The sequence below is a fragment of the Streptomyces aquilus genome (assembly GCF_003955715.1).
In the GTDB taxonomy this organism is placed as follows: domain Bacteria; phylum Actinomycetota; class Actinomycetes; order Streptomycetales; family Streptomycetaceae; genus Streptomyces; species Streptomyces aquilus.
This window is the reverse complement of record NZ_CP034463.1, coordinates 8,437,205-8,454,083: the sequence shown is the minus strand read 5'-3', so window position 1 is coordinate 8,454,083 and position 16,879 is coordinate 8,437,205. Positions and strand designations below refer to the sequence as shown.

Here is a 16,879-nt window from a genome sequence, read left to right as displayed (position 1 = left end):
CGGCACGCGGCCCCGCAGCCTCGCCCTACGCCCGAAGGAACCCGATGACCAGCGTCGAAGAACCGGCACGACCAGGCGGGCGCATCCGTGACGCCGCCCGCACCAAGGCCGAGATCCTCGACGTGGCCACGCGCGAGTTCGCCCGGGTCGGCTTCGCCGGGGCCCGCGTCGACGACATCGCGGCCCTCACCAGCACCACCAAGCGGATGATCTACTACTACTTCGGCGGCAAGGAGCAGCTCTTCACGGCCGTCCTGGAGCGGGCGTACGGCGTGATCCGCGAGGCCGAGCAGGGGCTGGACGTCGAGCACCTCGACCCGGTCGCGGCCATCCGGCGGCTGGCGGAGCTGACCTTCGACCACCACGAGGCGCACCCCGACTTCATCCGGCTGGTCAGCATCGAGAACATCCATGAGGCCGAGCACATCGCCGCCTCCGAGAAGCTCGGCAGGATCGGCTCGCCGGCCCTGGACGTGATCCGCCGCATCCTGAAGTCCGGCCAGGACTCCGGGCTGTTCACGGCCGACGTGGACGCCGTCGACCTGCACGCGATGATCAGCTCCTTCTGCTTCTTCCGGGTCGCCAACCGGCACACCTTCGGCGCCCTCTTCGGCCGCGACCTGGTCGACCCGGCGCAGCGGGAGCACTACCGGAACATGCTGGGCGACATGGTGATCGCGTACCTGACGGCGGACCGCATCGCGGACTGAGTTCGGCCTGCCCGACCTCTTGACAGCGGGGAAACACGCGCGCAACATCCCTACCCACCGGGACTAACTATCCAGTGGGTTAATTAGCCGGGGTTCACGAGACCCGGCCTCTCCCTCCCCGCCGCTCACTCCGCTTACGTTGGAGTTCCCCAAAGGAGCCGCCGTGTCCGTCCCCTCCCCCGCCACCGCGCCACCCGGCCAGCCGAACAAGGCGGCCACCGCCGCCTGGATCGGCAGCGCGCTGGAGTACTACGACTTCTTCATCTACGGGTCCGCCGCCGCCCTGATCTTCCCCAAGGTCTTCTTCGACGAGTCCGACCCGGCCACCGCGACCCTGCTGTCCCTGGCCACGTTCGGTGTCGCGTACGCCGCCCGCCCGGTCGGCGCGCTCTTCCTCGGGCACTTCGGCGACAAGCTCGGCCGCAAGAAGATCATGGTCTTCACGCTGATCCTGATGGGTCTGTCGACGTTCCTCATCGGCTGCCTCCCCACCCGCGCCCAGGTCGGCACGCTCGCCCCGGTCCTGCTGGTCCTGTGCCGGGTCCTCCAGGGCATCTCCGCGGCCGGTGAGCAGGCCAGCGCCAACTCCATGACGCTGGAGCACGCGCCGCCGCACCGGCGCGGCTTCTTCACCAGCTTCACCCTCAGCGGCACCCAGGGCGGCCAGCTGCTGGCCACGCTCGCCTTCATCCCGATCGCCGCGATGCCCGAGGACCAGCTGCTGTCCTGGGGCTGGCGGGTGCCGTTCTGGCTGAGCATCGCGGTGGCCGTCGTCGGCTACTTCATCCGCCGCAACCTGGCCGAGACTCCCGCCTTCGAGCAGCAGACGGTCACCGAGGGCGTCGTGAAGATGCCGCTGGCGATCCTGCTGCGCCATCACTGGGCGGACGTCCTGCGGGTGATCGCGGGCGCGGTCATCGCGTCGGTCTCGACGATCTTCACGGTCTGGGCGCTGGCCTACGCGACGAGCGACTCGGTCGGTATGAGCCGTTCCTCGATGCTGTGGGTGGGCGCGCTGGCCAACCTGGCCGCGCTGGCCGCGATCCCGCTGTGGGCGACGCTGTCGGACCGCATCGGCCGCCGTCCCGTCTACCTGGTCGGCGCGACGGGCAGCGCGATCGCGATGTTCCTGTACCTCTGGGCGATCTCCACGGGCAACTACCCGCTGATCCTGCTGCTCGGCATCATCGCCTTCGGCGTGGTCTACAGCGCGGCGAACGGCGTGTGGCCGTCCTTCTACGGCGAGATGTTCTCGACCCGGGTCCGGCTGTCCGGCATGGCCATCGGCACCCAGATCGGCTTCGCCGTGGCCGGGTTCGCGGTGACCTTCGCCGCGGAGATCGCCGGCCCGGACGGCGACGACTGGTTCTCGGTGGCGCTGTTCACCGCGGCCCTGTGCGTGCCGCCGGTCATCGCCGCGCTCTCGGCGCGCGAGACCCACAAGGTCCCGACGGAACTGCTCGGCGAGCGCACGCCGGAGACGGCGGCCGAGCGGGCGACCGTGACGGCCTGAACCGCCTCGGAGTCACAGGGTCCCCGGATGCCGCGACGGCTCCGGGGGCCCGGCGTGCGCGAGGCCTCTCAGGCGTTGGACCACGCCCGCTCGCACAGCACCAGCCGGTATCCGTCCGGGTCCTCGATCGTGACCCCCCACTGGTTCCAGTACGGGTTCGGCGAGGAGACCCGCTTGCCGCCGTGCTCTTCGAGCCTGGTCACCAGGTCCTCGGGGACGGGGCCGTCGACGTAGATCACCAGGAGGTCCTCCTCCGTGGGCCGTGGTTCGACCGGGTGCGCCGCTTCGTTGACCAGTTCCAGATGCCAGTCGGCATCGGGCCAGCCGAGCATGAGCAGGTCGTGCTCGCCGGGTTCCGTGCCGCCCTCGGCACGCCAGACGACGGAGAGTCCGAGCCCGTCCGCCCAGAAGCGCTCCGCCGCCGCGAGGTCACGGGACGGGCGGGCGAGGCGGATGTGGCTGCGGCCGTTGACGGGCATCGTGGTCTCTTTCCCCGCGGTGGACTTGACCTTCGGAAGCCTAGGCACCCGGGACGGTGCGGACCATCGGTCGTCCGGCCTGCACCCGTGGTCGTACGACCCGCGCGCGCGGTCGTACGACCCTCGCCCGCATCGCCCCGTTGACAGGCGGCGCCCGCGGCAAGACCATCGGCACCTACGACGAGTGAAGTGCGGCGCCGGCCAGGCACTCCGCACACGTCACCAGCCGGAGAGGGTGGCCCCCGTGCGTCCCGGCCGATTTCAGGGGCGGCCGGTGCGCGCGGTGCGGCCGATGTCCGTCACCGCCCGCGCCCTCAGCCCTGGTCGACCGCCGCCGGAATCCCGTACGCCCGCTCGACCTTCAGCCGCAGCACCAGCCGCCGGTCGCGGACCATCGCGGCCCGGTAGTCGTCCCAGTCGGGGTGCTCGCCCTGGACGTCGCGGTACAGCCGGACGAGCTCTTCCACAGTGTCGTCGTACGGGTCCTTCGCCACCGGGGAGAGCTCGGCCGTGCCCTCGACGACCGTGTACGCCCACCGGTCGGGGCTGGTGACGTGGTACGAGGCCCGGGCGTCGCGGCGCAGGTTGCGGGTCTTGGCGCGGTCGTCGGTGATCGACACCCGGATGACGCCCTCGTCCGGGTAGTAGGCGTGGGTGACGTTCGACAGCTGGGGCCGGCCGTCCTGTTTGAGGGTGACCAGCACCCCGCCGTGTCCGGTGCCGAGCAACTGGAGCAGCGCGTTCTGAGTCATGCCCGGATCAACCCCGCCACCGTCCGCGCCCATTCCTGGTAGACACTGTCTACCTCTACTGGTAGACACTGTCTATGCATGAACCCGAGACCGGGCTGCGGGCCCGGCTGGTCGAGGTCGGCGTGGAGCTGGTGGCCCGGGAGGGCGCCCAGGCGCTCACGCTCCGGGAGATCGCCCGCCGGGCGGGCGTCTCGCACGGGGCGCCACGCCGCTATTTCCCGACCCATCTGGAGCTGCTGTCCGCCATCGCGCGGCACGGCTTCGGTGAGCTGGCGGCGCGGGTGGCGACGGTGGCCGGTGACGGTACGGCGACCGCGCGCACCCAGCTCACCCGGCTCGCCGGCGCCTACCTGGCGTTCGCGCGGGAGAACCCCGGCATGTACGAGCTGATGTTCCGTCACGATCTGCTGGAGAGCGGCCATCTGGGCCTGCGGGACACCAGCCTGCCGCTCTTCGGGCGCCTGGTGGAGCTGGTCGGCCTCGTCCGCCCCGACCTGGACGCCCGCCTGGTCGCGGGGGCGTTGTGGGCGAACCTGCACGGCATCGCCCAGCTGTGGGGCTGGGGCAGCCTCCAACTGGCCACGGGCGCAGACGACTTCACACCCCTGCTGCGGTCGGCCCTCGACGCACACCTCGGTCGGGAGGGCGGATGAACCCGCGTCTCGCGCTCGCGAGCAGTGTCGTCGGTGCCGTGATCGTCGCCCTCGACGGCACCGTCCTCACTATCGCCCAGCCCACCCTGCAAGAGGACCTGGGGGCGTCGTACGCGCAGGTCCAGTGGACCAGCACCGGCTATCTCATCGCCGTGGCCGGGTTGTTGGTGTTCGCGGGGCGTCTCGGGGACCGGTACGGGCATCGGCGGCTCTACGCGATCGGCATGCTCGGGTTCGGGGCCGCTTCGGCGGGCATCGGGCTGGCGCCCGGGATCGGCTGGGTGGTCGGACTCCGGGTCGTCCAGGGGGTGTTCGGGGCGCTGCTGCAACCCGCCACGCTCGGCATGCTGCGGGCCGCGTATCCACCGGACCGGTTGCGCACGCCGATCGCGGTGCGGACCGCGGCCATCGGGGTGTCGGCGGCGGTGGGGCCGCTGGTGGGCGGGGTGCTGGTGGCCGGGCCCGGGTGGCGGGCGGTGTTCTTCCTCAATGTCGTTCCGGCGCTGGTGTTCGGGCTGCTCGCGCTGACCGGACGGGAGCCGGTGCGCGCGACGCCGGTACGGCTGGACGTGCCGGGTGCCCTGCTGCTCGCGGTGACGCTGGGCTTCCTGGTCCACACGCTGGTGTCGTCGCAGTGGCTCGGGCTGGCCGCTTCCCTGGTCGCCGGTGCGGCCTTCCTGCGCCATGAACGCCGTACCGCGAGCCCGCTCCTGCCGCGGGCCGTCGCCGGTCCGGCGCTCGGGGTCCTGGTCGCCGCGTCGGCCGCGCTGTCGGGCACCTTGTTCGTGAGCACGTACACCCTCCAGTACACGCTCGGACTCGATCCGCTCGAAAGCGCCCTGCGCTGCCTGCCGTTGGCGGTGCTGATGGTGGCCGCCGCGCCGGTGTGCGCGATCCTGCTGCGCCGGGTGGGGGCCCGGCGTACGGCGGTGACCGCGATGGCCGTCCTCACGGCGGGTGTCCTGCTCCTGGACCGGGCCGCGGGCACGTTCGCGCTCTGTGCCGGATTCGCCCTGCTGGGCGCCGGGTTCGGCACGGTGATGGTGGCGGCCACCCATGTCGTCGTACGGCACAGTCCCGTCGAGTCGGCCGGGGTGGCGGGCGGGCTCCAGCAGACCGCGATGAACGTCGGGCCCACGCTGGGCGTGGCCGTGGCGACGACCCTGATGGGGCACGGGGCGCTGGTGGTGCTCGCCGGGGTGGCGGTCGTCGGGGCGGTGGCGAGCGGGGTGCTGCCGGGCCGGCCGCCGCATGCCACGTCCGCCGATCTTGGCCGGACACCGGGACGTTCACGGCTCGCTGAGCGACGATGAGGTCTGAGGTCGCTACGGCTGGGTATGCCGGATCGCACCTCGACGAACGTTTCGGAGGAGAACGATGGCACAGCTGTGGCAAGAGGTGGACCCGAGTGAGGTCGGACTGGACGCGAAGGCGCTGGACCGCCTCGACCAGCACGTCGCCCACTACGTCGACGAAGGCCGCCTGCCGGGCTTCCTCGTAGCCGTCGCCCGCGGCGGCCGGGTCGCCCACCTCACCACGCACGGCCGGCGCGACCTCGCGGCCGGGCTGCCCGTCACCTCCGACACCCTGTGGCGGATCTACTCCATGACCAAGCCGGTCACCTCGGTGGCCGCGCTGCTCCTGGTGGAGGAGGGCAAGCTGTCGCTGGACGACCCGGTGGCCCGGTATGTGCCCGCCTTCGCCGGCATACAGGTCCACGAGAGCGGCTCGGGCGCCGACGTCCGCACCCGCCCCGCCGCCCAACCGGTGCTGATCCGGCATCTGATGACCCACACCGCGGGCCTGACCTTCGCCTCGTACCGCTGTCATCCGGTGGACGCCCTGTACCGGGAGGCCGGTCTGGAGTCGTCCGTGGTGCCGGGTTCGACGCTGGCCGAGACGGTCGACGTGTACGCGAGCCTGCCGCTCCAGTTCGAGCCGGGCACGCAGTGGAACTACTCGGTCGCCACCAATGTGCTGGGGCGCGTCATCGAGGTGGTGTCCGGGCAGCCGCTCGACGAGTTCTTCGCGGAGCGGATCTTCCGACCGCTGGGGATGCCCGACGCCGGGTTCTGCGTGAGCGGCGAACAGGCGGGCAGACTCGCCGAGTTGTACGGGGAGACCGACAGCGGCGGTATCGAGCCGATCGCCGGTCTGCCGCTGCGCGGGCGTCCCCGCTTCCTGTCCGGCAGCGGCGGCATGGTGGCCTCGGCGTACGACGTCCACCGGTTCATGGAGCTGCTGCGGCGCCGCGGCGAACTCGACGGCGTGCGGCTGCTGTCCCCCGCGACGGTGGACCTGATGGCCTCCAACCACCTCCCCGGCGGCGTCGACCTGCGCGCCTTCGGCAGCAGGCCGGCCCATGACGAACCCGGCAACGACGGCGTCGGTTTCGGCCTCGGCGTCTCCGTGGTGATCGACCCGGAGCGCACCAGGGTCCCCACGAGCCTGGGCATGTTCGGCTGGAGCGGGGTCGCCACGACGACGTTCTGGGTGGACCCGCGCCGCGATCTGACGGTGCAGTTCATGACGCAGGTCCGGCCCAAGGGCTCGCACACGCTCTATCCCGAGCTGAAGCGGCTGGTGCACGAGGCCGTGACGGACTGATCAGGCATCCACCCGCAGCGTGAAGTCGACTCCCTCCAGGGCGAGTTCGCGCAGCCACTCCTCCGACCGTGCCGCCGTCTCGGCGGCGCGGTTGAGACCCGGCGGCAGGGCGCCGTCCAGGACGCGGCGGACACCGAGGGCGAGGGTGCGGGAGACGCAGCGGGCCATCGCGCTCTCCTCCTCGTCCCCGGTCAGGTCGAGCAGATAGCTGCCGGACCAGGCCTGCCCCGCCGGACCGGCCACGTCCAGCGTCACGACGAGGACGACCCGGTCCCGGTCGGTGTCGGTGGTCGGGTAGGTGGCCGCCAACTCCTGGGCCAGGGCGGCGATCCGGGCGTCGTCCCCCGCCTTCAGCTCCTCGAAGACCTCGCCCCAGGCCTCCAGCCAGCCCTCCAGGCGCAGGGTGCCCCGGACGAACGTCTGCGGTTTCCAGGCGGGCGGCATGCCGTACTGCTCGACGAAGGGCACGCTGTCGCGGTTCGGGTAGACCTCGAAGGTCTCCCCGTCGACGACGTGCCGCCGGGTCGCCTCCCAGGGCCGCGCGGCGGTGGTCTCGGCGCCGTCCGCGAGGTAACGGGCGGGCGAGCGCAGGGCGTTGAGGACACCGAGGGGCGCCCAGCTGAAGCGGTACCTGAAGTCGTTCGGCACCGCGGGGATGCCGCCGCAGTAGGAGGTGAGGCGGTACGAGGCCGCCGTGCCGTCGCCGATCGCGTCCCGGGCGCGGGCCACGAGGCTGTGCGCGAAGAGGTGGTCGATGCCCGGGTCGAGCCCGGCCTCGGTGAGGACGACGAGCCCGGCCGCGGCAGCGGCGGGGACCTGCTCCAGGACCGCGTCCGACACATAGCTGGAGCAGGCGAAGTGGGCCCGCGAGGCGACGCACACCGCGAGGATGCCGGCGTGCTCGGGCGCGGGCAGCATCGAGACGACGACGTCGCCGGGCTGGAGGGCCGCCGTCAGCTTGTCCAGGGTGTACGCGCGCGGCTCGGCGCGTCCGGTGAGGCCCAGCCGGTCGAGGGCCTGGGCCGCGCGTTCCTCGGTGCGATGCCAGACCCGCACCCGCGGGGCGCTCTCGCACAGCTTCGCCAGTCCGCTGCCCGTGGACAGCCCGGTGCCGATCCAGTGGACGGTGCCGCTCGCGGGTACCAGGTCAGTCATGCGGCAACTCCCCTTCCGCGATGCCGTGTTCCCGGCTCGCCTGGTGGAACCGGTCCACAGCGCGCCCCCATGGCCCGCCGGCCCCGAAGTCGAGGAGCAGGGGCCGGAGCGAGCCGGAGAAGTCCTCGCTGGACTCCCTCGGCAGCAGCGAGGGCAGGTTGTCGATGGCGATCAGGTCGAGCGGGGGCTCCTTGCGCAGCCGCCGTACCGGGTCGTCCCACTCCGTGGTGCGGTCGTAGACCGGCAGGACGTTGAGCGGGGAGCCGACGTCGCAGGTGACGTCGGAGAGGGTGCGCAGCCGGCGGGCCGGGTCGTCGAGGTCGGCCTCGCGGACGAAGGGCGGGACGGGGGTCGTGGCGAGGACGCAGTTGACCAGGACGTCGTGGGCGAGGAGGGCCGGTCGGTCCAGGTTCCGGGTCTCGTCGAGGTCCCAGCAGGTCGGCTCGACACCGGCCGCCTGGAGGGCCGCGCGGGCGCCGCGGCCGCTGCGGCCGAGGGCGCCGATCACCAGCGCGGTGAAGTCCGCGTCCCCGGCGACGGGGCGGAGGCGGGCGTCCAGTTCCTCCTTCGAGGTGGGCGTCAGCGGCGCGCCGAGACGGCCCCGCTGCTGGAGCACCGCGAGGGCGGCGCCCAGGTATCCGGCCCAGTAGCCGAAGGCGGCGAGCCTGCGGCCCGTGTCGTCCACCAGGTACTCCAGGTCGAGGAGCGTCCCGCCCCCGGCGGCGAACCGGCGCAGCAGGCCGGCGGCGCCCGGCTGCCGCTTGTAGGCGTGCCCGAAGAAGATGTGCCGGTGCGCCAACCGGTCGGGACCGTCCGGGAGTTCCTTCAGGCCGAGGATCACGGCCTGCGGCGGCGCCGACACCCACGACCCCGCGGGCGCGACGCGGGCGCCGACCGCCTCGTACTCCTCGATCGGGAAGATCCGCTGCGGGGACTCCTCGACGGTCAGGGTCACCCCGCTCTCGACCAGCCGGCGGGCGTCGGACGGCACGATCGGCGTGCGTCGCTCGGTGGGACGGACCTCGTGGCGCAGCCACAGATGGAGATCGGTCATACGCAGTTGGCCTCCGGGCGCGGGGCGTCGGCCGCGAACCGGCCGGCGTTCAACGGGCTGACGTCCACGAAGGGTACGCGGCCCAGGACCAGGTCACGGACCACCTCGCCGACGGCCGGTCCCTGGAGGAAGCCGTGGCCGGAGAAGCCGGTGGCGTAGAGGAACCGGGAGACCGAAGTCGCCTCGCCGATCAGGGCGTTGTGGTCGGGGGTGACCTCGTACAGGCCCGCCCAGCCGCCGGTGCGGCGCAGGTCGAGGAGGGCGGGGGCGCGCTGTTCCATGGCGGCGGCCAGCCGCGGGATCCAGCGGTCGTGGGTGTCGGTGGCGAAGCCGGGGCGTTCGTCCGGGTCGGACATGCCGAGGAGGAGGCCGGGGCCCTCGCGGTGGAAGTAGAGGGTGGTGCTGAAGTCGATGGTCATGGGCAGGCCCGGCGGCAGGTCCGGGACCGGTTCGGTGACGGCGATCTGGCGGCGCAGCGGCTCCACGGGCAGGTCCACGCCGGCCATCCGGCCGACGGCCCGCGACCAGGGTCCGGCCGCGCAGATCACCGTGTCGGTGGCGATCCGGCCGAGGGTCGTCGACACGGCCGTGATGCGGTCGCCGTGGAGTTCGATGCCGGTGACCTCGGTGTGCCGCAGGACGCGGGCGCCGAGGGCGCGGGCCGCGGAGGCGTAGCCGTGGACGACGGCCTCGGGGGTGCAGTGGCCGTCGTCGGGCGAGTAGGCGGCGGCGAGGAGGCCCTCGGTGCGGATCAGCGGCGAGAGCTTGCGGGCCTCCTTCGGCGTGAGCAGACGGCTGGGCACGCCGAGCGCGTTCTGCAACCGTACGCCCGCCTCGAAGGAGGCCACGTCCTCGGGGGTCGACAGCAGGAAGAGGTAGCCGACCCGGTGCAGCCCGATGTCGTACCCGATCTCCTCCCGGAACCGGCCGAACGCGGCCAGGCTGCGCGCCCCGAGATGCACGTTGAGCTCGTCGGAGAACTGGGCCCGCACCCCGCCCGCCGCCTTCGAGGTGGAGCCGGAGGCCAGCTCGTCCCGTTCGACGAGCACGACGTCACGGACACCGGCGGCGGCGAGGTGGTAGGCGATGCTCGTGCCCATCACTCCGCCGCCGATCACGACGGCCTGTGCCTGCATTCTCACGGGCGAGCCTCCCAGGTGGGTCGGGGTCGGTCGGCCCCCTCTTCCTGTCCGGACCGCGCCACCCGTAATCAGGAGAGGTGGGCCACCGCGTCCAGATGGGGCAGATGGTGGTCGAGGCGCTCCCGCTTGGTGCGCAGGTAGGTGATGTTGCTCTCGCACGGCTGGATCAGCAGCGGCACGGTCTCGGTGACCTCGATGCCGTGCCGTACCAACGCCTCCCGCTTGTCGGGGTTGTTGGACATCAGGCGGACGCTGTTCACGCCGAGGTCGTGCAGCATGCCGGCGGCGACGCCGTAGTCCCGGGCGTCCACCGGCAGGCCGAGGGCGAGGTTCGCCTCGACGGTGTCCAGGCCCTCCGCCTGGAGAGCCATCGCGCGGAGCTTGGCGAGCAGACCGATACCGCGGCCCTCGTGGCCCCGCAAGTAGACGACGATGCCGCTGCCTTGGGCGACCACGGCCCGCATGGCGGAGTCGAGCTGCTCGCCGCACTCGCAGTGCCGGGAGCCGAAGGCGTCACCGGTGAGGCACTCGGAGTGCAGCCGGACGAGGACGTCCTCGGTGCCTATCTCGCCGTGGACGAGGGCCACTTGTTCGTCGCCGCGGTCGTGATCCAGGTAGCCGACCGCCCGGAATTGCCCGTACACGGTGGGCAGCGGGGCATTCACTATGCGTTCCACGCCGGTGCGCTGCGGGGACTTCTTGCCGAGGACGCCAATTTTGTCTGTCATGATTCTCGAGTTCCTAAGCAGAGACGAAAGGCCGTGAAAGAATGAGTGATTCGCAAGCGCGGTCGGCGGCATACGGTCCGTTGCCGGCGGACACCACGGAGGACGTACGGACGCGGGGCGCGAATGTCTCACGACAGGTCGCGGTTCTCCCCGTCGGCAGCTTCGAACAGCACGGCCCGTACCTGCCGTTGGCGACCGACACCCTGGTCGCCTGTGCCATCGCCCGGGAGATCGCCGCGGCGTACCCGGTGCACCTCCTCCCACCGGTGACGATCTCCTGCTCGCACGAGCACGCGGCCTGGGCGGGGACCGTCAGCATCTCCTCGGTGACCCTTCACTCGGTGATACGGGACATAGCGGCTTCACTCCGCCGTTCGGGCGTCGACGCCCTGGTCGTGGTCAACGGGCACGGCGGAAACTACGTACTGGGCAACGTCGTCCAGGAATCCTCCTCCCGCGGCGAGAAAATGGCACTGTTCCCGGCGGCGGAGGACTGGGAGTCGGCGCGCGAACGGGCGGGGGTGGTCACGTCTCTGCTCACCGACATGCACGCGGGGGAAATCGAGACCTCCATCCTTCTGCACGCTCATCCCGAATTCGTCCGACCCGGTTATGAGACCTCCGATTTCGTCGCCGACGACCGTCGTCATCTGCTCACTCTGGGCATGTCCGCCTATACCGATTCCGGTGTCATCGGCCGTCCCTCGCTGGGTTCGGCGGAAAAGGGCAAGGCGCTGCTGGAGAGCCTGGCGGACGCGTTCCGACCGTACTTGTCACTGCTCACCTCCGACAGCTCCGGTGACTCCTTGCGCGGGTAGCGGGCGAGCAGGACCAGCACACCGGGCAGGCTGGCCACGAGGCTGAGTACCCCGTACACGACGGCGACGGCCAGCCCGCTGCTCGCCCCGAGGCCGGCCGCGCCGAACGCCCAGGCGGTGACGCCCTCACGGGGTCCCCAGCCGCCGACGTTGAGCGGCAGTCCCATGGCGAGCAGCGCCAGGACGGCGATCGGCAGCAGTACGGCGACGGAGGCGGCGGACCCGGCGACCCGGGCGGCGAGCACGAACATCCCGATGTGCCCGGCGAGGACGACGAGGGACGACAGCGCGACGCCCGGGCCGTTGCGCCGGGACAGCAGCCCCTCACGCACCTCGGCCAGCGTCCGGCCGTACCGCGCGGGCGTCCGGTTCATCCGCAGGGCGAGTACGACGGCCAGCGCACCCACCAGGGCGAACAGCAGCACCGGCGCGAGGTCCCGGGCCTGGTTCAGCACCGGCGACGGCATGGTGAGCAGGATGCCGGCGCCGACGAACGCCAACGCGAGCTGCCCGGCGACCCGTTCGAGGACGACGGCCCGCACACAGCGCCCGAGGTCGCGGGTGCTCTGCCCGTGCCGCACCGCCCGGTGGACGTCACCGAGGACGCCGCCGGGGAGCGCCGCGTTGAGGAACAGCGCGCGGTAGTAGGCGGCGACGGCCGGCCCGAGCGGCAGCCGGATCTTCAGCCCCCGGGCCACCAACTGCCAGCGCCAGGCGCTGAACACGGTCGTGACGACACCGATCCCGACCGCGGCGATCAGCGACCCGCCGTCGATCCGCCGCAGCCCGTCCAGGAAGACCCCGGTACCGAGCCGCCACAGCAGGACGGCGAGGATGACGACGCCGACGGCACTGCCCACGTGGGTGCGCACGGCCGGTGACTTGAGGCGGGCGAGGGCGCGGCGCCACCGCGGGGTGTGGGGGGTGGCGGCTTCGGGGCGGGGGGTGGAGACGATCACGCCGATACGGGAGTCGGCGACGGCGACGTCCGGTGGCGGGACGGCCTTGACGGGGGGTACGAGGACGAGGCCGGCGGTGTCAGGGGTGCGGTCGGTGAGGGTGGCGGCGGCCTCGCCCTCGGCGGCGGAAACGTCCCTGCCCGTCACCTCGACCGGAAGGACCGACGCGGCGGCCCCCTGCCTCGTGCGGCCGCCCGACGGCGGCGTGCGCACCCCGTACGCCCGTACCGTCTCCACGCTCATGCCGCCCCGCCCGTCGGCCGGGACAGCGCCAGCAGGTCCGTGTGGTGGACCAGGACAGTCAACTCGCCCGCCTCACACGCCTCCAGGCGCTCCCGGAGATAGCCCTCGGCCCGCTCCTTCAGCTCCGGACGCTGCTCCACCGCCGCGCCGACCCAGCCGCGCAGCCACTGCGCGGTGAGCGCGGCCTCGGCGGGGCCGAGCCGCCAGGGGCTGGGGTTCAGGCGTACCGTCGCCCCGCGCTCGGAGAAGGCCTCGCAGGCCGCCGTGACCGAGTCCGGACCGAGGAGGCCGGCGCGGCGCTGGTGGGCGTTGAACGCCTCCATGATCTCCGTGTCCATCGGGTGGGACGGGGTGAGGTCGACGCGACCGGCCACCGACAGGGTGAGCAGGGCCGGGCAGCCGGCGCCGGTGCAGGCCTCGGCGAGGGTGTCGATCTCCTCGCGGGTGAGGACGTCGAGGAGCGCGGAGGCGGTCACCAGGGAGGCGCCCGAGAGGGCGTCCGGGGTGAGCCGGGCGACGTCGCCGCGCCGGGTCTCGACGGTGACGCGGCTGCCGTCGGCGGCGACGCGCGGGGAGGCGACGGCGGCGAAGTGCAGGAGGTAGGGGTCGCGGTCGTGCAGGACCCAGTGCTGGGCGCCGTCGAGGCGGGGGGCGAGCCAGCGGCCCATCGATCCGGTGCCGCAGCCGAGGTCGTGGATGACCAGGCCCGACTTTCCGGGCAGGTTCGCCAGGCGGATGCGCAGCGGGTCGAGCAGATCGTGCGCCCGCGCGGCCGCGTCGGCCGGCTCGCGCAGCTCCAGCCACTCGGGCGCGTACCGGGGCTGCTCGTCGGGACCGTCCTCGCGGAGCCGCACGGTGGGACGCTCACCCGGGCGGGCGGCGGTGGGCCCGGCACCGGGGATCACGGAGTCGGCGGCCGGGTCCGGCACCGCGGACGGCGTGGGCATGGGGGGCACCTCCGCGGTTCCGCTCGCGCTGATGGGGCGCAGGGGGGAGGCCTCCGCGCTGACGCCCGCGGTCAACGGGCGCATGGGGGACGCCTCCGCGCTGACGCCCGCACTCGCCGAGGGCAGGAGGGACGCCTCCCCGCCGGCCGAGGGCAGGAGGGACGTCTCCGTGCTCGCCGAGGGCAGGAGAGATGCCTCTCCGCCGGCCGAGGGCAGGAGGGACGCCTCCGTGCTCGCCGAGGGCAAGAGGGACGCGTCTCCGCTGCCGCCCGTCTCGGCTCGCGGCCCCGGCTGGGCCGGGATCCTGCCGCTGCGCTCCGTGGTAGCCGTCTTCCTCATGCCGCCCTCCTGGGTTCGTTCGGCAGTCGGCCCAGTACTCCGGCCAGGCTGCGGGCCGTGGTCGCCCAGCCGTCGAGGGCTGCCCGGCGGCCCCGGGCAGCCGCCTTCAGCCGGCGTCGTACGTCCGCCTCGTTGAACCAGCCGCGCAGTTCGGCCGCGAGGGCGGCGGGGTCCTCCGGCGGGACGAGGATGCCGGGCACTCCCCCGTCGGGGGCGCGTCCGACCGCCTCGGGCAGGCCGCCGACGTCGGTCGCGAGGACCGGGATGCCGCGGGCGAGGGCCTCGGTGACCGCCATGCCGTAGGTCTCGGCGTAGGAGGTGAGGACCATCAGGTCGGCGGCGGCGTAACTGGCGTCGAGCTGGGCGCCGGCCTGCGGTCCGGCCAGCTCCAGCCGGTGTTCCAGGCCGTACTTCGCGATCAGGGACCGGAGTCGGCCTACGTACTCGGGGTCCTGGCCGAGGCCGCCGACGCAGACGCAGCTCCACGGCAGGTCCCGTACCGTCGCGAGCGCCTCGATCAGCCGGTGCTGGCCCTTGCGGGGCGTGACAGCGGCGACGCACAACAGGCGGGAGACGCCGTCGGTTCCGGAGGCGAGCGGGGCGATGTCGGCGCCGGGGGCGGCGACATGGACGCGGTCGGGGGCCAGGCCGTGGTGGGAGACGAGGCGGCGGACCGCCCAGTCGCTGGTGGCGATGACCGCGGGGACCGCCCGCAGGACGGCACGCTCCTTGGCGTCCAGCTCGGCGGCCAGCAGGGGATCCAGGCCGGTCTCGTCGCCGAGCGGAAGGTGGACGAGGACGGCGAGCCGGAGGCGTTCCGCCTCGGGGACGACGATCTCGGGAACCCCGCAGGCGACCAGACCGTCCAGCAGGACGACCGTACCGTCCGGGAACTCGCGCAGGATGCGGGCGAGTTCGGCGCAGGCCGCGGCACCGGGGCGGGGCCACTCGCCGTCCACGGCGTGCTTGTGGACCTGCCAGCCGAAGCCGGGCAGGTCCAGACTGACCCGGCGGTCATAGGCGTTGCCGCCGCTGGGGGCGGCCGGGTCGTCGACACCGCCCGGCATGACGAAGTGCACGGAGCTCAGGGACATGGGGATGATGTCGGCGTTCTTGAGAGCGGAGTGCTGCACGGGCACGTAGTCGAGCGACGGTGCCGCGGTCTTCTCCAGGGTCGTGTCGGTCACAGCGCACGCTCGTAACTCGCCCAGGCGACGTGCGACTCGTGGAGCGTGACGCCGATCGCGGCGATGCCGCGGGCCCCTTCGCCGAGCGCGCCCTTCTCGATGCGCTCGGCGAGCCGGTCGGCGATGACCTTGGCGAGGAACTCCGTGGAGGTGTTGATCCCCGCGAAGTCGGGCTCGTTGTCGAGGTTTCTGTAGTTCAGCTCGGCGACGACGGCGCCGAGCTCCTGGGTGGCCAGTCCGATGTCGACGACGATGTTGTCGTCGTCCAGCTGTTCCCGGCGGAAGGTGGCGTCCACGAGGAACGTCGCTCCGTGCAGGCGCTGCGCGGGTCCGAAGACCTCGCCGCGGAAGCTGTGGGCGATCATGATGTGATCGCGGACGGTGACACTGAACAACGGACGACCCTCCAGGTGCGGCGCGTCTGATCCCCTCGGCCTGGTCGCCGCCGGGATGCCGTGTAGTACGGCTCTTCGCTTCCCCGTGTTCAGCCCGATCTCACTCTTTTCTCAGGTCAGGCGCTCTTGCCGTACCTGATGCGGTGACAAAGGGCCGGAATCTCCCCCGCCGCGAGCTTCGGCATCACAGCCGGCAACTCCTCGAACACGCTTTCCCCCGTGATGAGCGCGTCGAGTGACGGGTCGGCGAGCAGTTCGAGGGCGAGGGCGAGCCGGTCGGCGTAGCTGCGGCTGGCGCGGCGGGCCGGGGAGACGGTGCCGACCTGGCTGGAGCGGATGACGAGGCGGCGGGAGTGGAAGGCCTCGCCGAGCGGGAGGCTCACCTGCCGGTCGCCGTACCAGCTCAGTTCGAGGACGGTGCCCTCGGCGGTGAGGAGTTCCAGCGCGCGGGTGAGTCCCTGCTCGGTGGCGCTGGCGTGCACGACGAGGTCGCATTCGCCGAGCGCGTCCGGCGGCAGCGCGAAGCCGACGCCGAGCGCCTCTGCGGTCTTCGCGCGGGAGGGATCGGCGTCGACGAGTTGCACCCGTACACCGGGGAAGCGGGCCAGCAGCGCGGCCACCGAGCAGCCGACCATCCCCCCGCCCACCACCGCGATCCGGTCCCCGACCAGGGGTGCCGCGTCCCACAGGGCGTTGACGGCGGTCTCCACGGTGCCGGCGAGGACGGCGCGTTCGGCGGGCACGGCGTCCGGTACGACGGTGACGGCGGCGGCCGGGACGACGTACCGCGTCTGGTGCGGGTAGAGGCAGAAGACCGTGCGCCCCACCAGTTCCGCCGGCCCCTCCTCGACCTCTCCGACACTGAGGTAGCCGTATTTCACGGGGGCGGGGAACTCGCCCTCCTGGAAGGGTGCCCGCATCGCCGCGTGCTGGCTGGCGGGGACTCCGCCGCGGAAGACGAGCGTCTCGGTGCCGCGGCTGACGCCGGACCACAGGGCGCGGACCAGCACCTCGTCCGCGGCGGGGGCCGGAAGGGTGACCTCCCGTATCTCGCCTTCACCCGGACTGTTGAGCCAGAACGCCCTTGCGGTGCGGTTCATCGGCATCCTCCTGAACGATCGGGAAGTAGTTCACGTACCGAGGTGTGCACAGGTCGCGCACAGTACGCGGCGTTGATCGACTCTGTCACACGGCCGGA

17 protein-coding genes and 1 pseudogene are annotated in these 16,879 nt (G+C 72.5%); 7 read left to right on the top strand and 11 right to left on the bottom strand.

Annotation, left to right across the window (positions count from 1 at the left end; translation table 11 throughout):
* Positions 1-44: 44 nt before the first annotated feature.
* Together EJC51_RS38715 and EJC51_RS38710 are read left to right on the top strand one after the other, a co-directional pair.
* Positions 45-710, top strand: a complete 666-nt coding sequence (locus tag EJC51_RS38715) for a TetR/AcrR family transcriptional regulator (RefSeq protein ID WP_126275330.1) — start codon at positions 45-47, stop codon at positions 708-710.
* Between the two features lie 163 nt (positions 711-873).
* Entirely contained in the window at positions 874-2,223 is a 1,350-nt protein-coding gene (locus EJC51_RS38710) for an MFS transporter (RefSeq protein WP_126275329.1), read from the top strand.
* A gap of 68 nt (positions 2,224-2,291) precedes the next feature.
* On the opposite strand, the gene EJC51_RS38705 is transcribed toward EJC51_RS38710, so the two are convergent.
* Positions 2,292-2,702 carry a VOC family protein gene (locus EJC51_RS38705; protein WP_126275328.1) on the bottom strand — a complete coding sequence of 137 codons (411 nt, stop codon included), beginning with the start codon at positions 2,700-2,702 and terminating at the stop codon, positions 2,292-2,294.
* Positions 2,703-2,758: 56 nt separating this feature from the next.
* Between EJC51_RS38705 and EJC51_RS49280 the strand changes: the two genes are divergently transcribed.
* On the top strand, positions 2,759-2,890 hold the full coding sequence (locus tag EJC51_RS49280; protein ID WP_279631380.1) for a hypothetical protein: 132 nt from the start codon (positions 2,759-2,761) through the stop codon (positions 2,888-2,890).
* 126 nt (positions 2,891-3,016) lie between these two features.
* Here the strand turns inward: EJC51_RS49280 and EJC51_RS38700 are convergent, their stop codons facing one another.
* Positions 3,017-3,454 (bottom strand): PPOX class F420-dependent oxidoreductase, encoded by a 438-nt coding sequence (locus EJC51_RS38700; protein WP_126275327.1) that lies wholly within the window; start codon positions 3,452-3,454, stop codon positions 3,017-3,019.
* 74 nt (positions 3,455-3,528) lie between these two features.
* Between EJC51_RS38700 and EJC51_RS38695 the strand changes: the two genes are divergently transcribed.
* The 3 genes from EJC51_RS38695 (at position 3,529) to EJC51_RS38685 (ending at position 6,714) form a co-directional block, all read left to right on the top strand.
* The gene (locus EJC51_RS38695) at positions 3,529-4,107 is read left to right on the top strand and encodes a TetR/AcrR family transcriptional regulator (protein WP_126275326.1); all 579 of its coding nucleotides are present in this window, start codon (positions 3,529-3,531) and stop codon (positions 4,105-4,107) included.
* Positions 4,104-5,420: an MFS transporter gene (locus EJC51_RS38690; RefSeq protein ID WP_126275325.1), complete on the top strand. Its 1,317-nt coding sequence runs from the start codon at positions 4,104-4,106 to the stop codon at positions 5,418-5,420. Before EJC51_RS38695 ends, EJC51_RS38690 begins: the two co-directional genes overlap by 4 nt.
* Before the next feature lie 64 nt (positions 5,421-5,484).
* The gene (locus EJC51_RS38685) at positions 5,485-6,714 is read left to right on the top strand and encodes a serine hydrolase domain-containing protein (RefSeq protein ID WP_126275324.1); all 1,230 of its coding nucleotides are present in this window, start codon (positions 5,485-5,487) and stop codon (positions 6,712-6,714) included.
* Here the strand turns inward: EJC51_RS38685 and EJC51_RS38680 are convergent, their stop codons facing one another.
* The 4 genes from EJC51_RS38680 to ribA form a co-directional block, all read right to left on the bottom strand.
* Entirely contained in the window at positions 6,715-7,869 is a 1,155-nt protein-coding gene (locus tag EJC51_RS38680; RefSeq protein ID WP_126275323.1) for a saccharopine dehydrogenase family protein, read from the bottom strand. It abuts the gene before it with no gap.
* Positions 7,862-8,923, bottom strand: coding sequence for a saccharopine dehydrogenase (locus EJC51_RS38675; RefSeq protein WP_126275322.1), 1,062 nt, complete (start codon positions 8,921-8,923; stop codon positions 7,862-7,864). The genes EJC51_RS38680 and EJC51_RS38675 overlap by 8 nt, the downstream gene beginning before the upstream one ends.
* On the bottom strand, positions 8,920-10,059 hold the full coding sequence (locus EJC51_RS38670) for an NAD(P)/FAD-dependent oxidoreductase (RefSeq protein ID WP_126277301.1): 1,140 nt from the start codon (positions 10,057-10,059) through the stop codon (positions 8,920-8,922). The genes EJC51_RS38675 and EJC51_RS38670 overlap by 4 nt, the downstream gene beginning before the upstream one ends.
* 74 nt (positions 10,060-10,133) lie before the next feature.
* Positions 10,134-10,793 carry a GTP cyclohydrolase II gene (gene ribA, locus EJC51_RS38665; RefSeq protein ID WP_097270851.1) on the bottom strand — a complete coding sequence of 220 codons (660 nt, stop codon included), beginning with the start codon at positions 10,791-10,793 and terminating at the stop codon, positions 10,134-10,136.
* Between the two features lie 41 nt (positions 10,794-10,834).
* Between ribA and EJC51_RS38660 the strand changes: the two genes are divergently transcribed.
* Complete coding sequence (locus EJC51_RS38660; RefSeq protein WP_126275321.1) at positions 10,835-11,611, top strand: creatininase family protein; 777 nt, start codon at positions 10,835-10,837, stop codon at positions 11,609-11,611.
* 83 nt (positions 11,612-11,694) lie between these two features.
* Here EJC51_RS38660 and EJC51_RS38655 read toward each other — a convergent pair.
* From EJC51_RS38655 to EJC51_RS38635, 5 genes and pseudogenes are all read right to left on the bottom strand, one after another.
* A pseudogene (locus EJC51_RS38655) lies at positions 11,695-12,813 on the bottom strand (lysylphosphatidylglycerol synthase transmembrane domain-containing protein); the annotation flags it as partial.
* Complete coding sequence (locus tag EJC51_RS38650) at positions 12,810-13,760, bottom strand: methyltransferase domain-containing protein (protein ID WP_208870845.1); 951 nt, start codon at positions 13,758-13,760, stop codon at positions 12,810-12,812. The gene EJC51_RS38650 and the pseudogene EJC51_RS38655, both read right to left, overlap by 4 nt.
* 335 nt (positions 13,761-14,095) lie before the next feature.
* Positions 14,096-15,286 carry a glycosyltransferase family 4 protein gene (locus EJC51_RS38645; protein WP_126275320.1) on the bottom strand — a complete coding sequence of 397 codons (1,191 nt, stop codon included), beginning with the start codon at positions 15,284-15,286 and terminating at the stop codon, positions 14,096-14,098.
* Positions 15,283-15,681: a 6-pyruvoyl trahydropterin synthase family protein gene (locus tag EJC51_RS38640; RefSeq protein ID WP_079309409.1), complete on the bottom strand. Its 399-nt coding sequence runs from the start codon at positions 15,679-15,681 to the stop codon at positions 15,283-15,285. Before EJC51_RS38640 ends, EJC51_RS38645 begins: the two co-directional genes overlap by 4 nt.
* A 116-nt stretch (positions 15,682-15,797) precedes the next feature.
* Positions 15,798-16,781, bottom strand: a complete 984-nt coding sequence (locus EJC51_RS38635; RefSeq protein ID WP_126275319.1) for a zinc-dependent alcohol dehydrogenase — start codon at positions 16,779-16,781, stop codon at positions 15,798-15,800.
* Positions 16,782-16,879: the final 98 nt, after the last annotated feature.